Consider the following 13,888-nt stretch of genomic DNA (forward strand, 5'->3'; position numbering starts at 1 on the left):
GGAACGGGAAACGCCTATCGTTGGTATTGATTCACTGCCCGGTTATGGTCGGACAAATTGCTGGAAAACTGGCTGGTGCCATCCTTGCGCGCCACAAAATACAGGGCGTCGGTCTTGGCCGGGCCCAGCGCCGCCGCCAGCGATTGCACGCCGGGCAAGGCGATCGGGGTCGGCGGCAGGCCGGTGCGCGTATAGGTATTGTAAGGCGTGTCGGTTTCGAGGTCGCGTTTGCGGATATTGCCGGCATATTTGTCGCCCATGCCGTAAATCACGGTCGGGTCGGTCTGCAGCATCATGCCCAGGCGCAAGCGGTTCACGAACACGCCGGCGATCATGGCGCGCTCCGACTTCTGGCCGGTTTCCTTTTCGATAATCGATGCCATCACCAGCGCCTGGTACGGATTTTCGTACGGCAAGCTCGGGTCGCGCTTTTCCCAGGCCGCGCCCAGGCGGCTGAGCAGCAAGGCGTGCGCCTGCTTGTAGATATGCAAGTCACTCGATCCCTTGGCGAACAGATAGGTATCCGGGAAGAACAAGCCTTCCGCCGCCTTGTAGTCGGTGGTGATCTTCGCCAGCAGTTCGGTATCGGACAGCTCCACCGTATCGTGCTTGAGGCCCTTGTTGGCGGCCACCGCCTGGCGCATCTGCTTGAATGTCCAGCCTTCGATGATGGTCAGCGATTCCTGGGCGAACTCGCCGCGCACCAGCTGGTCGAGCAGCCTGCGCGGCGAGGTGCCGGGTTTGAGCTCGTAGGTGCCGGCCTTGATCTTCGACGCGGTCTGGGTCGCGCGCGCCAGCATCGACAGCATGGTCGGGTTGACCGGTGCGCCGGCCTCGGCGATCTGCTGGGCTGCGGCGCCGACGCCGCTGCCGGACTCCACGGTAAACGGGATCGGATCGCCGTCCGTGGTGATCGGCTCCTTGGCCCAGTGGAAGAAGTACGTCATCGCTGCGGTGCACAGCAGGAGCGCCAATATGAGTAATTTTTTGAACAAGTGCGTACTCGATTCTGTGGTTTTCGCCGTTGCCGGCGCGATTTTCGCGACATCTCTATAATGAGGCCGTAATGATAAAGCTTAAATCGGGAAATATTTGGAATTTATGAACAACTGGAATGAATATCTCTCGTCCCGGGGCGCCCGCCTCGCGCAAGATGGCAGCGGCCATGTGCCTGACTTCGGCCAACCGCTGGGCGTCGCCGACCTCGCACCGGGCTTTGTCGCGCCCGTTACCGACCAGGGCCTGATCGCCGTCACCGGCGACGATGCCGCCGGCTTCCTGCATAAGCAGCTGACCAACGACGTCGAACACCTCGGCCTGGCCGAAGCGCGCCTGGCGGGCTACTGTACGCCCAAAGGCCGCTTGCAGGCGACGTTCCTGGTGTGGCGCACCAGCGACGCCGTCTTCCTGCAGCTGGCGCGCGAACTCCAGCCGGCGCTGCAAAAGCGCCTGTCCATGTTCGTGCTGCGCGCCAAAGCCAGGCTGGCCGATGCCGGCACCGGCCAGGTGCTGCTCGGCATCGGCGGCGCCGCGGCCGAGGCCACGCTGGCGCCCTTGTTCGGCGCGCTGCCGCCAGCGCCCTATTCCCGCATCGATCACCCGCTCGGCACCTTGATCCGCGTGGCCGATGCTTTCGGCAGTGCCCGCTACCAGTGGCTGACGGCGCCCGAGGCGGCCCACACTGCCTGGCCGGCGCTGGCCGCTGCCTTGCGCCCCGCCGGCACCGATGCCTGGCGCCTGGCCGAGATCCACGCCGGCGTGCCACAAGTCACGCTCAAGACGCAGGAACAATTCGTTCCGCAGATGGTCAATCTTGAACTGCTCGGTGGCGTGAACTTCAAGAAAGGCTGCTACCCGGGCCAGGAAATCGTTGCCCGCAGCCAGTATCTGGGCAAGCTCAAGCGCCGTACGGCCTTGGTGAGCATCGATGCGCCTGCCCAGGCCGGCGACGAAGTGTTCGCCGTGGACGACCCCGACCAGCCTTGCGGCATGATCGTCAACAGCGCGCCGAACGGCAGCGGCGGTGTCGACGCACTGGTGGAAATGAAACTCGCCGCGCTTGAGCAAGGCGACATACGCCTCGGCTCGGCCAGCGGCGTGCCCCTGCGCTTGTTGCCCATGCCCTACGCGCTCGACGCCCTCGACCTGTAGCCTGCCATGGTTGACCTTTATATTTACTACAAGGTGCGCGACGAGCACGCGCAGCAGCTTGGCCCGCGCGTGCGCGCCATGCAGGCCGCGCTGGCCGCCCAAGCCGGCGTGGCGGGCACGGTCAAGCGCCGTCCCGGCGCGCCCGATGGGCGCCAGACCTGGATGGAAATCTACCTTGCCACCCCGGACGGGTTCGACAACGCACTGGCGGCGGCGCTCCGGCATGCCGGACTCGACCAGTTCACCGATGGCCCGCGCCACACGGAAGTTTTTACGGATATAAGCACATGTGCCTGATCGTTTTTGCATGGCAGGTCGTTCCCGGCGTGCCCATGATTGCCGCCGCCAACCGCGACGAATTCTATGACCGCCCGACCGCCCCGGCCGGCGTCTGGCCCGAGCAGCCGAACATCTATGCCGGGCGCGACCTCAAATTCGGCGGCAGCTGGATGGGTATCACCCAGGACGGCGCCAACGGCCCGCGCTTCGCGGCCCTGACCAATATCCGCGCACCGGAAGAACGCCGCACCGATGCGCCATCGCGCGGGGCGCTGGTGGTCGATTATCTGGCAGGCACGATGACGGCCGCCGAGTACATCGCGCAGATTGCCGACGGCAGCGCCGCGTACAACGGCTTCAATCTGGTGCTGGGCGACCGTACGGGCATGTACTGGTTCTCGAATCGCGGCGGGAGCGATGCGCGCAATGGGCAGGCGCTGGAACCGGGGATTTACGGCATTTCCAACAGCTTGCTCGATGCCCCGTGGCCGAAGGTGGTGCGTACCAAGGCGCAGTTCGCCAGTTTGCTGTGCCAGGGCGCGCCGGAAGACGCGTATTTCGAGATGCTGGCCGATACCACGCGGGCGGCCGACATGCGTTTGCCGGATACGGGCATCGCGCTCGACCTCGAACGCGGGCTGTCGGCGGTGTGCATTGAGATTCCGGGCTACGGCACGCGCACCTCGACCGTGGTCAAGCTGTATGACGACGCGCCTGCGGAGTTGCACGAACGCATGCTGGCATAGCTGCCTTGCCTGTCTGCACGCACTAAAGCCGATTTTCCGGGCTTCGTCCTGTCAATCAGAAGGCGCTTCCATCGACGCGCCATGCAGAGCTGGCGCAAAGGTGTCAGGTTGCGCTGAACCGCCAATCGGTTTAAGCTGAACTTCTGAACGGAGGCGTACCATGAGTATCAAGGATACGGGCAAGCGTCCGGCTGCCCCCCAGACCGCGCGTCAGCCTTCCAACGCTGTAGCACTGGAAAGCGGCGCGGCAGGCCGGGACGATCAAAACGGTTTCGCCAGTCTCCTGCGCGATCTGACCTCGAACCAGCGGCGCGCCATCGACGCAATCCGGCTAGGTTTCCCGGCAACGCTGTTGAAAGACACCGCTATCTATTTTGACGTCTCCGCCGGCCGCATTCGATCGATCGTCCGCCTTCCCGAGACAACGGCGCACGCGTTGGCAAAACGTGGCGCCAACATGGATGCGGCGGCCTCGGAGCGGCTCTGGCGCCTGGCGCACCTGGTCGCGATGGCACAGGATGTGTTCGAGGACGATGAAGCGGCCAAGACGTGGCTGCGCAGTCCCAACCGCGTGTTCGGTGATGCGGCCCCGATGGATTATCTCGATACGGAGCCCGGCGCCATGTCGGTGCGTCAGGTGTTGAATGCGATCGCCACGGGCGGCGCAGCGTGAGATTGTGGCACGTCCATCGCCATCTGCGCCCTGGAAAAATTCGTACACCTTGGCCCGGCGCCTCTGCCGCCGCTGGTTCTGGTTGCGGTGGACATTCCAGACCATTGCTCGCTGTACGATCCCGGCATGGCAGCGCTGCCAGCCGGGTGGGATGCCATGCCAACATCGGATACGGCGCAGGCTTTCGGAGGCGCCTGGTTGTCGCGCCGCGCCGAGCTGGCGATGAAAGTGCCCTCCGCTATTGTTAACGAAGAAGCCAACGTCATCCTCAATCCCCACCATCCGGGCTACCCGGACGTCGAACTGAACGTCATCCGGCCATTCACGTTCGATGACCGCATGTTCAAATAAAGCCGCGCGCGTTCTCCGCTGACGAGAAACCACCGGTCCCGCCAATGACGGAAGCAATGGTTGTCGAGGCCGGACAGAAGTTGACGCAATCAAGCCCCACCCGACCGCATTGCCCCCCCCCTACCCCTTCATCTTCGCGCGCAGCATGTCGCGGATATGCGGCGCCGCCTTGTACGGATCGCCAGGATTCATCCCCTTGACGATCTCCTCCATCCGCTCGCCCACATTGCCCAGCGCACCCGGATGCGAATAGATGTAGAACTGCCCGTCCCGGATCGCATCGAACGTCATCTGCGCGACGTCGCCCGCCGAGACCTTGCCCGACTCGACCGCCTTGACCGTCATCGCCTGCGCCGCCTTCTGGCTCGCCGTCGGCCCGCCCGTCATCTTCACATCCTCGGGCCGGTTGCGGTGCGACTGGCTGATGCCGGTCGGAACAAAATACGGACACAGCACCGACGCCCCGATTGGTGCCTCCACCAGCTGCAGGTCGTGATACAAGGTTTCCGACAAGGACACCACCGCATGCTTGGACACGTTGTACACGCCCATGGTCGGCGCGTTCAGCAGCCCCGCCATCGAGGCCGTGTTGACGATATGCCCTTCATACGCCGGATCGTCTTTCGCGCACTCCAGCATCAGCCTGGTGAAGATGCGCACGCCATGAATCACGCCCCACAGATTCACGCCGAGCACCCACTCCCAGTCGGCCTCGGAATTCTCCCAGATCAAGCCGCCCGACCCCACACCCGCATTGTTGAACACCAGATGCACCGCGCCGTAACGCGCCATGGTGGCGTCCGCCAGCGCCTGGACTTGCTCGCCCTTGCGCACGTCGCACAGCATGGCCAGCACCTGGGCACCCTCGCCTTCGAGCTCGGCTCGCGTCGCATCGAGCGCATCCTGCTGCACGTCGGCCAACACCAGCTTCATGCCCAGGCCGGCGGCACGTTTCGCGAATTCGCGGCCGAGACCGCTCGCGCCGCCGGTGATCACGGCGACTTTATCTTGGAAGTTTTTCATGTCAGATGAGCTTTACCAGTTGTTTGCCGAAGTTGCGGCCCTTGAGCAGGCCGATGAATGCTTCAGGTGCCGATGCCAGGTCCGGCGCCACCGTTTCGCGGTACTTGAGCTTGCCGCTGGCCACCAGTGCGCCGAGTTCGCCCAGCCCTTGCGGCCACAGGTCGAGGTGCTCGCTGACGATGAAACCGCGAATCGTCAGGCGGCTGGTCAGCATGTGGCGCATATTGCGGATCGACACGTCTTCGCCGTTGTAGCCGGCGATCATGCCGCACAGCGCAACCCGGCCGAAAGCGTTCATACGCGGCAAGGCGGCGTCGAAACCGGCCCCGCCCACATTCTCGAAAATGGCATCGATGCCGTCCGGCGTGGCCGCCGCCAGGTCATCCACCAGGTTGCCGGCCTTGTAGTCGATACAGGCGTCGAAACCGAGTTCATTGACGACATAGGCGCACTTGTCCGGCCCGCCCGCGATGCCGACCGCGCGGCAGCCCTGCTGCTTGGCCAGCTGGCCAACCACGCTGCCGACCGCGCCGCTGGCCGCCGAGACCAGAATGGTATCGCCCGCCTTCGGCTTCATGATGTGATTGAGCCCGTACCAGGCCGTCATGCCCGGCATGCCCGCCACGCCCAGGAAGGCCGACAGGGGAATGTGCGTGGTATCGACCTTGCGCAGGGTGGCGCCGTCGGCCACGCCCATCTCCGCCCAGCCGAGCATGCCGACCACCATGTCGCCCACGGCAAATTTGGGATGCTTCGAGGCCAGCACTTCGCCAGCCGTGCCGCCGATCATGGTCTCGCCGATGGCCTGGGTCGCCGCATAGCTTTTCGCTTCGCTCATGCGCCCGCGCATGTACGGGTCGAGCGAGAGGTAATGATTGCGGATCAGTACCTGGCCGTCGCCAAGCTGCGGCAGTTGCGCGCTCTCGAGGCGGAAGTTGTCGGGCTGGACTTCGCCGCGCGGACGCGACGCCAGGACGATGCGCTGATAGGTGCCGGCCGTCATACCGCGGACACTCCGCCGTCCACCGCCAGGGTCTGGCCGGTGATGTGCTTGCCCGCGTCGGACGCGAACAGTAACGTTGCCCCTTTCAAATCCTCATCGTCGCCGATGCGGCCCAGCGGCGCATCCTTGGCCAATGCTTCGACGCCGAAGGTTTCCAGCACGCCCTTGGTCATCTTGGACGGGAAAAATCCCGGCGCGATGGCGTTGACGGTGATGCCATACGCCCCCCATTCGCCCGCCAGGGTACGGGTGAAGTTCACCAACGCGCCTTTCGAGGTGTTGTAGGCGATGGTTTTCATGGTCCCCGGCGCATTGCCCGCCAGGCCGGCGATGGACGCGATGTTGACGATGCGGCCGTATTTGCGCGGAATCATGGACGCCTTGCCGACCGCCTGCGTCACCAAAAAGATGCTGCGGATGTTCAGGTTCATCACCTTGTCCCACGCCTCGACCGGATATTCCTCGGCCGGCGCGCCCCAGCTGGCGCCGGCGTTGTTGATCAGGATATCGATGTGGCCGAGGCGCTTCATCGCTTCGTCCACCATCGGCTGGATATGCGCGTCCTGCGCCAGGTCGGCGGCGATGGCGGTCGCGTCGATGCCGCGCTCTTTCAGGTGAGCACAAGCTTCGTCCAGGTCAGCCTGCTTGCGCGAGGAAATGACGATCCTGGCGCCCTGCTCGCCCAGCGCTTCGGCCATTTGCAGGCCAAGCCCGCGCGAGCCGCCGGTGACCAGTGCCGTCTTGCCGGCGAGGGAAAACAATTCTTGCGTAGTGCGCATCGGGGAGTCCTTGTCAGTCAGCTGTCGTTATCAGATGGTGTAATCCATGCATTGGCGCGCTTCACGAATGGCGCCAAAGAATGGTTTGAGTGCGTGGTGGGTCGGATGCTCGCCGTAAGCCTTCAAGGCTTCCTGGTCGGCGAACTCCGAATACAGCACCACGTCGTAGGTTGCTTCCAGGCCCGGCTGGGCCAGCGCCACTTCAAAGGCGAACATGCCCGGCACGATGTTGGCGCAAGCGTCGAGCTGCTCCTTCATCTTGCGCGCGTTGGTGGCGCGGTCGGCGCCTTCGGCGAAGTCTTTCAGCTTCCACATGACGATGTGTTTGATCATTGATTAGTCGGTCCTCAGAACCACGCATCCTGCATGTCGAGCGTGGTGGTGTCGATGCTGGCCAACAGGTCGAGCTGTTGCTGGACCTTGGGCAGCTCCCAGTGGAAGAAATAGCGGCAGGCTTGCAGCTTGCCGTTGTAAAAATTGCTGTCGTCAAGCGACGGCGACGCGCCGGCCAGCGCATGCGTGGCCACCAGCGCCTGTTCCAGCCAGATCCAGGCGATCACCGTGTGGCCCACCGCTTCCAGGTACAGGCTGGCGTTGGCCAGGGTCTTGTTCATGTCGCCGACGGCGTACAAGGTCTTGGTGACGGTGGCGATGCGCTGCCATTCTTCTTCGAGCAGGTCGGCATTGGCGTGCAGGTCGACCGACACATCGGCCGCGCGCACCCTGGCAATCGTCGCGGCAATTTCGCCGCCGATGGCCTTGAACAGCGCGCCTTCCTGGATCGACGCCTTGCGCCCCAGCAGATCGAGGCCGTGGATGCCGTGCGTGCCTTCGTGGATGGCGTTGAGGCGGTTGTCGCGGTAGAACTGTTCGACGTTGTACTCGCGCGTGTAGCCGTAGCCGCCGTGCACCTGGATCGCCAGGCTGTTCGCCTCCACGCACCACTGCGACGGCCACGACTTGGTGATCGGCGTAAGAAAATCGAGCAGGCGCCCGGCGTGGGCGCGCGCCTCGGGGTCGGGTGCGGTGCGCTGCTCGTCGACCAGGCGCGCCGAATACAGCACCAGTGCCATTGCGCCTTCGGCATAGGCTTTTTGCGCCAGCAGCATGCGCCGCACATCGGTATGCTCGATGATGGCCACCTGCGGCTTGACCGGGTCTTTCTCGGCCGGGTGGCGCCCCTGTGGACGGCCGCGCGCGTAGTCGAGCGCGTGCAGGTAGCCGGTCACGCCCAGCACGGCCGCGCCCAGACCGACCCCGATGCGCGCTTCGTTCATCATGTGGAACATGTTCGCCAGGCCCTGGTGCGGCTGGCCGACCAGATAGCCAACGGCGCCGGCCTTGCCGAGCGGCTTGAAGCGTCCTTCGCCGAAGTTGAGCAGGCAGTTGGTGGTGCCGCGGTTGCCCATTTTGTGGTTCAGGCCGGCCAGCACGACGTCGTTGCGCTGGCCCGGCTCGCCATCGTCGCCCACCAGGAACTTGGGAACGATGAACAGCGAGATGCCTTTGACACCGGGAATCAGGCGCCCGTCCGGGCCGGGGATCTTGGCCAGCACCAGGTGCACGATATTGCCGGCGAGGTCGTGTTCGCCGGCGGAAATCCACATTTTGTTGCCGGCCAGGCGGTATTGGCGCTCGCCGTCGGGGCCCTCGACCGGGTCCGGCTCGGCGCGGGTGGCGATGTCGGACAGGCTGGAACCGGCCTGCGGCTCGGACAGGCACATGGTGCCGAAGAATTTGCCGGCGTACAAAGGCCGCACGAAACGCTCGATCTGCTGCGGCGTGGCGGTCTTGAGCAAGGTGTTGGCGTTGCCGATGGTCAGGAAAATGTAGGCCGAGGTGGCCACATTGGCTGCGGTGAAGTACGCGGTGACGGCTTTTTCCATCACGCATGGCAATTGCATGCCGTCGAACTCGTAGTCTTGCCCGGCCGCCATCAGGCCGGCGGCGGAAAAGGCGTCGAGCGCGGTCTTTACTTCGGGAATGATCGTCACGGTTTGCCCGTCGAAATGCGGCTCGTGCTGATCGTTCTTCTTGTTATGGGGCGCGAACAGGTCGGTGGCGATCTGTTCGGCGGTATCGAGCGCCGCGTTGAATGTTTCGCGGCTGTGGTCGGCAAAGCGCGGACGCGCGGTCAGCGCCTCCACGTCCAGCCATTCGTACAGCAGGAAGTCGAGGTCGCGGCGCGACAGAATTTTGGATTGCATCTTGGGCCCCGGGGAAGACAGCGAAGAAGCGGGGCGGCGCCGGAGCGGCGCGCCCCGGCGTGGATCAGACGACTTCGAACAGGCCGGCTGCGCCCTGGCCGCCACCGATGCACATCGTGACCACCACGTACTTGACGCCGCGGCGCTTGCCTTCGATCAGCGCGTGACCGACCAGGCGGGCGCCGGAGACGCCGTATGGATGGCCGACGGCAATGGCGCCGCCGTTCACGTTGAGGCGGTCCATCGGGATGCCGAGGCGGTCGGCGCAATACAGCACCTGGACCGCGAACGCTTCGTTCAGTTCCCACAGGCCGATGTCGGCAACCGACAGGCCGGCCTTGTGCAGCAGTTTAGGAATCGCGAACACAGGTCCGATGCCCATTTCATCCGGCTCGCAACCGGCCACGGCAAAGCCGCGGAAGATGCCGAGCGGCTGCAAGCCGCGCGCTTGTGCCACGTTGCTGCTCATCAGGATGGAAATCGAGGCGCCGTCCGAGAACTGGCTGGCGTTACCTGCGGAAATCACGCCGCCCGGCACCGCGCTGCGGATCTTCGACACGGCTTCGAGCGTGGTGTCGGCGCGGATGCCTTCATCGGCGCTGATGGTCACTTCGCGCGTGAGCAGCATGCCCGAGGCCTTGTCGGCCACGCCCATGGTGGTGGTCATCGGCACGATTTCGGCGTTGAACAGGCCGGCGGCCTGCGCATTGGCGGCGCGCTGCTGGCTCTGCACGCCATATTCATCCTGGCGGTCGCGCCCGATGTTGTAGCGCTTGGCGACGGTTTCGGCCGTTTGCAGCATGGGCCAGTAGATTTCCGGCTTGTGTTCCATGAGCCATGGATCGGCCAGCATGTGCTGGTTCATTTCCTGCTGCACGCAGGAAATCGACTCGACGCCGCCGGCGGCGTAGATGTCGCCCTCGCCGGCAATGATACGCTGCGCCGCGAGCGCGATGGTTTGCAGGCCCGACGAGCAGAAACGGTTGACCGTCATGCCGGCCGTGGACACCGGGCAACCGCCGCGCAAGGCGATCTGGCGCGCGATATTGGCGCCCGTGGCGCCTTCCGGATTGGCACAGCCGATGATGACATCCTCGACCTCGCCCGGCTCGATACCGGCGCGGGCGATGGCAGCCTGCAGCACGTGGCCGCCGAGAGTGGCGCCGTGCGTCATGTTGAACGCACCTTTCCACGATTTGGCCAGGCCGGTGCGGGCGGTCGATACGATGACGGCATCTATCATTTGTGTCTCCTGAGTTGGATTAATATGCGCATAGCGCTGTGTTGATCGCTACGAGAATAGCACATTTTAGTACGGTCGTTCGCAAAATTATTTGCACCCGTCGCCCCCTGTCCCGAGGCCTTGAAGAACCTGACCATGAGCATAGCCGAAGAAGTGAAAAAGTTACTCGCGCCGTTGGCCGATCCCGCCAGGGCGGCGGCCATGAGCGCCTACATGCGCGAGCAGTTTGCGTTTTACGGCATTCCCACGCCGGCCAGGCGCGCCGCGCTCAAGCCGCTCGTGCTCAGCCTCAAGGGCGCGCAGGCCGGCGTGCTGCTGGGCGCGGCCGCGGCGCTGTGGCAGGAGCCGCAGCGCGAGTTGCAGTACGCCGCCGTCGACCTGCTCGCCGCGCATGTGAAGCAGCTCGACGGCGGGCATATCGAGGCGCTGCTGGCCCTGGCGCGCCAGGCGTCGTGGTGGGATACGGTCGATGCGCTGGCGGTCGTGATCGGCACGGTCGTGCGGGCAGACCGCTTGCTGCGCCAGCCGCTCATGGACGAGGCCGTACGCCATGCGGATCTGTGGACGCGCCGCGTCGCCATGCTGCATCAGCTGGGCTGGCGCGCTGACACCGATCCGGGCCGGCTGTTCGCTTACGCCGAAAGACTGGCGCATGAAGAGGATTTTTTCATCCGCAAAGCCATCGGCTGGGGCCTGCGCGACTATGCGCGCCACGACCCGGAGGCTGTGCGTGATTTCCTGCTGGCGCAGGGCGATGCCTTGTCCGCCCTGACCCGGCGCGAAGCGGCCAAACATCTGGATAAGCAATAGTGAGCTGATGATAAGATTGGCTTTCTGAAAACTTTCCCGGTAAGCCATGTTACGACAGCGCCGCCTTGCCATTCCGCTTGCCGCACTGACCGCGGTCGGCATGCTCGCCTCCGACCTGTACCTGCCGGCGCTGCCCAGCATGCAGGCCCAGCTGCGCGCATCGATGACCGCCGGGCAAGGCACGATGGCCATTTTCATGCTGTCGCTGGCCTTGTCGCAATTCGCGTGGGGCTGGCTGGCCGACCGCCATGGCGACCTGCGCGCGATCATGGCGGGCACCGTCCTGCTGGCCGCCGGCAGCGTGCTGTGCGGCCTGGCGCCGGACATGGCCAGCTTGCTCGTCGGCCGCCTGATTCAGGGACTGGGCGCCGGCGCGGCGACGGTGGCGGTGCCGGCGCTGATCCGGCGGCGCTTTTCCGAGGCCGACAGCGTGGGCGCGATGGCGCTGGTGGCAACCGTCGAGTCGACCGTGCCGGCGATCGGGCCGGTGCTGGGCGCGGCGATCGTGCTGCACCTGGACTGGCGCGTGTCGTTCTACCTGATTGCTGCCGTGGCCGTGGGCCTGCTGCCGCTGGTGTCGCGCATTGTGGGAAACACGGCGCCGGCTGCGGGCAATGCCGCGCCTGTTGCGGGCGCGCAGCAGGCATGGATGACATGGGGCTTCGTGCGGCACGCGCTCAGCTACGCGGCCATGTTCGGCGCGCTGCTCATGTACGTGGCCAGCGCGCCGCATCTGGTGACGGCATGGATCGGCACGGGCGTCGGCGGATTCGCCGTGCTGCAGCTGTGCGGGGTCGGCGCCTTCATGGTGGCGGCCGCATGCGGCGCGAAGCTGGCCGCGCGTTACGGTGTCGAGCGGGCCATGCTGGCCGGCGCCGGCCTGCAAATGCTGGCAGCGGCCATGATGATGGCGCAGGCGTCGGCCGGCCTGCGTTCGCTGGCCTTGTTGATTGCCGCGTGGGCCGTATTTTGCGCTGGGCTCGGCCTGCGCGGGCCGTCCCTGATGTCGCGCGCGCTGTCGCTGGCGGTGAGCAATCCGGGCAAGGCGGCTGGCGTCGTGATGACGGCCGCGTTCGGCATGACGGCGCTGGCGACAATGGCGGTTGCCCCTTTTCTGACGGACGGATTGCTGCCGGTGGCGTTTGGGGTGGCAATCCTTGTGACGTTGAGTATTCTGCTGGTGCCGGATGCTCTCCGTTTGCACCGTCAACAACACGCCGCGAAACGGACCTGACAGGCAGTCCAGCCCAAGCAGCAAGGGGCGCGTCGTATCCGGATGGCGCAGTCGCCCGGCCCGGTTACGCGACTGACGGCTCGAGTCGTCATCGCATGATGGGCTTCGGATCGCAACTCTACTGCAAGTGCGAAGCCGAGCAGACGATGCGGGGCAGGTCGTCTCCGCATGGAATGCAGGGGAAATTCCGGTGTTCGTCTCGGTGCGCGGCGATAACGCCGAAGCGCTTACCCGCTACTGGGATGCCCTCTCGGAGGGCGCGGCCATCGTGCAGCCGCTCGGGCCGTTCAGCTACACGCCGCTGTACGGCATGCTCAAGGACCGCTTCGGCGTCACCTGGGTCCTGGACCTGGCGGTGGAATACGCTCCAGGGTAAGCCATGCTTGCCGGGCGGCATCCTGCCAGTGGCGCGACCAACCATGGTGACAGTGCAACGGCGCCGGTATGATGACGAGCATGTCCAGATCCGAACGCCTCCTGACACTGTTACAAGTGCTGCGCAGCTACCGTCCCCCCGTCAGCGGGCATGTGCTGGCGCGCGACACGGGTGTGAGCATCCGGACCTTGTACCGCGATATCGCCAGCCTCCAGGCCCAGGGCGCCGCCATCGAAGGCGAGCCTGGCGTGGGCTATGTCATGAAGCACAGTTTCATGCTGCCGCCCATGATGTTCGCTCCGGAAGAGCTTGATGCCCTGGTGCTCGGCATGCGGCTCGTGGCGGAGCAAGGCGACAAGGGGCTGGCGCAGGCAGGCAAGTCGACACGCACGCCGTCGACATCGACCTGTTGCGGCGTGCGATACGCAACGAGCGCAAACTGAGGATCACCTATCGGACTCCCTCGGGCCCCATGTCCGAGCGGATCGTGTGGCCGTACGCACTGGTCTATTTCGACCTGACCCGCGTGTTGATGTGCTGGTGCGAACTTCGTAGTGCGTTCCGCAACTTCCGGACCGACCGCATCGACGCGTCCGAACTCCTTGAAGAGCGCTATCCCAAAAACAGGCAAACGCTGCTCATGGAATGGCGGCGCTCGGAATTTGTCGCCGGGCGCAGCATTCTGCCCGAGGCAGACCAGCGATAAGCGAGCCGCCCCGGCGCAGAATGCTTCGGCCGCCGCGCGTTGATACTGCCGATCAGACATTATTTTACGTACCGTCCCGTTTCTTCTCCTCATTTCTTCTTTTTATTTTTCCGCGTCCACATCTCCGGTGTTTCCACTCTATAAATACATGATTGTATTTACACAAAACACCTGTCTTTTCGATATCCAAAAAGTAAGTTTCATGTAAGTTCCAAGCAAGCATTGCGTAAGTTTCGGAGTCCACACTCAAATCCAGCTGGATACATACGGCTATTCCGATGACGCAATAACTATATTAAACACGGAG

The 13,888-nt window shown here is 64.5% G+C and carries 17 protein-coding genes; 10 read left to right on the plus strand and 7 right to left on the minus strand.

Going from position 1 to position 13,888, the window contains the following annotated elements; genetic code table 11:
* Positions 1-14: 14 nt before the first annotated feature.
* On the minus strand, positions 15-995 hold the full coding sequence (gene mltG, locus RBA41_RS02155; protein WP_306620540.1) for an endolytic transglycosylase MltG: 981 nt from the start codon (positions 993-995) through the stop codon (positions 15-17).
* A gap of 106 nt (positions 996-1,101) precedes the next feature.
* Between mltG and ygfZ the strand changes: the two genes are divergently transcribed.
* The 5 genes from ygfZ to RBA41_RS02180 all read left to right on the plus strand — a co-directional run bounded on the left by ygfZ (position 1,102) and on the right by RBA41_RS02180 (position 4,200).
* A complete protein-coding gene (ygfZ, locus tag RBA41_RS02160) occupies positions 1,102-2,151 on the plus strand; it encodes a CAF17-like 4Fe-4S cluster assembly/insertion protein YgfZ (RefSeq protein ID WP_306620543.1) in 1,050 nt (349 codons plus the stop codon).
* A gap of 6 nt (positions 2,152-2,157) precedes the next feature.
* Positions 2,158-2,448, plus strand: coding sequence for a DUF4936 family protein (locus RBA41_RS02165; RefSeq protein ID WP_306620545.1), 291 nt, complete (start codon positions 2,158-2,160; stop codon positions 2,446-2,448).
* Positions 2,439-3,176, plus strand: coding sequence for an NRDE family protein (locus RBA41_RS02170; RefSeq protein WP_306620547.1), 738 nt, complete (start codon positions 2,439-2,441; stop codon positions 3,174-3,176). Before RBA41_RS02165 ends, RBA41_RS02170 begins: the two co-directional genes overlap by 10 nt.
* A gap of 160 nt (positions 3,177-3,336) precedes the next feature.
* Positions 3,337-3,849 carry an Xre family toxin-antitoxin system antitoxin gene (locus tag RBA41_RS02175; protein ID WP_306620549.1) on the plus strand — a complete coding sequence of 171 codons (513 nt, stop codon included), beginning with the start codon at positions 3,337-3,339 and terminating at the stop codon, positions 3,847-3,849.
* A gap of 15 nt (positions 3,850-3,864) precedes the next feature.
* Positions 3,865-4,200, plus strand: a complete 336-nt coding sequence (locus tag RBA41_RS02180) for an RES family NAD+ phosphorylase (RefSeq protein ID WP_306620645.1) — start codon at positions 3,865-3,867, stop codon at positions 4,198-4,200.
* A 120-nt stretch (positions 4,201-4,320) separates the two neighbouring features.
* Here the strand turns inward: RBA41_RS02180 and RBA41_RS02185 are convergent, their stop codons facing one another.
* The 6 genes from RBA41_RS02185 to RBA41_RS02210 all read right to left on the minus strand — a co-directional run bounded on the left by RBA41_RS02185 (position 4,321) and on the right by RBA41_RS02210 (position 10,455).
* The gene (locus RBA41_RS02185) at positions 4,321-5,223 is read right to left on the minus strand and encodes an SDR family oxidoreductase (protein WP_306620551.1); all 903 of its coding nucleotides are present in this window, start codon (positions 5,221-5,223) and stop codon (positions 4,321-4,323) included.
* 1 nt (position 5,224) lies between these two features.
* The gene (locus RBA41_RS02190; RefSeq protein ID WP_306620554.1) at positions 5,225-6,226 is read right to left on the minus strand and encodes an NADP-dependent oxidoreductase; all 1,002 of its coding nucleotides are present in this window, start codon (positions 6,224-6,226) and stop codon (positions 5,225-5,227) included.
* Complete coding sequence (locus RBA41_RS02195; RefSeq protein WP_306620556.1) at positions 6,223-7,005, minus strand: SDR family oxidoreductase; 783 nt, start codon at positions 7,003-7,005, stop codon at positions 6,223-6,225. The genes RBA41_RS02190 and RBA41_RS02195 overlap by 4 nt, the downstream gene beginning before the upstream one ends.
* A gap of 30 nt (positions 7,006-7,035) precedes the next feature.
* Positions 7,036-7,338: a Dabb family protein gene (locus RBA41_RS02200; protein ID WP_306620558.1), complete on the minus strand. Its 303-nt coding sequence runs from the start codon at positions 7,336-7,338 to the stop codon at positions 7,036-7,038.
* Positions 7,339-7,352: 14 nt separating this feature from the next.
* Complete coding sequence (locus RBA41_RS02205; protein ID WP_306620560.1) at positions 7,353-9,212, minus strand: acyl-CoA dehydrogenase; 1,860 nt, start codon at positions 9,210-9,212, stop codon at positions 7,353-7,355.
* Between the two features lie 64 nt (positions 9,213-9,276).
* Positions 9,277-10,455, minus strand: a complete 1,179-nt coding sequence (locus RBA41_RS02210) for an acetyl-CoA C-acyltransferase (protein ID WP_306620562.1) — start codon at positions 10,453-10,455, stop codon at positions 9,277-9,279.
* A gap of 135 nt (positions 10,456-10,590) precedes the next feature.
* On the opposite strand from RBA41_RS02210, the gene RBA41_RS02215 reads away from it, so the two are divergent.
* The 5 genes from RBA41_RS02215 to RBA41_RS02235 all read left to right on the plus strand — a co-directional run bounded on the left by RBA41_RS02215 (position 10,591) and on the right by RBA41_RS02235 (position 13,581).
* Positions 10,591-11,265, plus strand: coding sequence for a DNA alkylation repair protein (locus RBA41_RS02215; RefSeq protein ID WP_306620564.1), 675 nt, complete (start codon positions 10,591-10,593; stop codon positions 11,263-11,265).
* Positions 11,266-11,311: 46 nt separating this feature from the next.
* Complete coding sequence (locus RBA41_RS02220; RefSeq protein ID WP_306620566.1) at positions 11,312-12,499, plus strand: MFS transporter; 1,188 nt, start codon at positions 11,312-11,314, stop codon at positions 12,497-12,499.
* A 127-nt stretch (positions 12,500-12,626) separates the two neighbouring features.
* Positions 12,627-12,875 carry a VOC family protein gene (locus RBA41_RS02225; protein ID WP_306620568.1) on the plus strand — a complete coding sequence of 83 codons (249 nt, stop codon included), beginning with the start codon at positions 12,627-12,629 and terminating at the stop codon, positions 12,873-12,875.
* 80 nt (positions 12,876-12,955) lie between these two features.
* Complete coding sequence (locus tag RBA41_RS02230; RefSeq protein ID WP_306620570.1) at positions 12,956-13,318, plus strand: helix-turn-helix transcriptional regulator; 363 nt, start codon at positions 12,956-12,958, stop codon at positions 13,316-13,318.
* Entirely contained in the window at positions 13,285-13,581 is a 297-nt protein-coding gene (locus tag RBA41_RS02235; RefSeq protein WP_306620572.1) for a helix-turn-helix transcriptional regulator, read from the plus strand. Before RBA41_RS02230 ends, RBA41_RS02235 begins: the two co-directional genes overlap by 34 nt.
* Positions 13,582-13,888 lie beyond the last annotated feature (307 nt).

It is taken from the genome of Massilia scottii (assembly GCF_030846495.1).
GTDB lineage: Bacteria > Pseudomonadota > Gammaproteobacteria > Burkholderiales > Burkholderiaceae_D > Telluria_A > Telluria_A violaceinigra.

Coding starts and splice junctions, on each gene's coding strand:
- RBA41_RS02205 (WP_306620560.1), bottom strand. CDS start 9,212: ATGCAATCCAAAATTCTGTCGCGCCGCGACCTCGACTTCCTGCTGTAC.
- RBA41_RS02220 (WP_306620566.1), top strand. CDS start 11,312: ATGTTACGACAGCGCCGCCTTGCCATTCCGCTTGCCGCACTGACCGCG.
- RBA41_RS02230 (WP_306620570.1), top strand. CDS start 12,956: ATGTCCAGATCCGAACGCCTCCTGACACTGTTACAAGTGCTGCGCAGC.
- RBA41_RS02200 (WP_306620558.1), bottom strand. CDS start 7,338: ATGATCAAACACATCGTCATGTGGAAGCTGAAAGACTTCGCCGAAGGC.
- ygfZ (WP_306620543.1), top strand. CDS start 1,102: ATGAACAACTGGAATGAATATCTCTCGTCCCGGGGCGCCCGCCTCGCG.
- RBA41_RS02195 (WP_306620556.1), bottom strand. CDS start 7,005: ATGCGCACTACGCAAGAATTGTTTTCCCTCGCCGGCAAGACGGCACTG.
- RBA41_RS02175 (WP_306620549.1), top strand. CDS start 3,337: ATGAGTATCAAGGATACGGGCAAGCGTCCGGCTGCCCCCCAGACCGCG.
- RBA41_RS02170 (WP_306620547.1), top strand. CDS start 2,439: ATGTGCCTGATCGTTTTTGCATGGCAGGTCGTTCCCGGCGTGCCCATG.
- RBA41_RS02210 (WP_306620562.1), bottom strand. CDS start 10,455: ATGATAGATGCCGTCATCGTATCGACCGCCCGCACCGGCCTGGCCAAA.
- RBA41_RS02190 (WP_306620554.1), bottom strand. CDS start 6,226: ATGACGGCCGGCACCTATCAGCGCATCGTCCTGGCGTCGCGTCCGCGC.
- RBA41_RS02165 (WP_306620545.1), top strand. CDS start 2,158: ATGGTTGACCTTTATATTTACTACAAGGTGCGCGACGAGCACGCGCAG.
- RBA41_RS02215 (WP_306620564.1), top strand. CDS start 10,591: ATGAGCATAGCCGAAGAAGTGAAAAAGTTACTCGCGCCGTTGGCCGAT.
- RBA41_RS02185 (WP_306620551.1), bottom strand. CDS start 5,223: ATGAAAAACTTCCAAGATAAAGTCGCCGTGATCACCGGCGGCGCGAGC.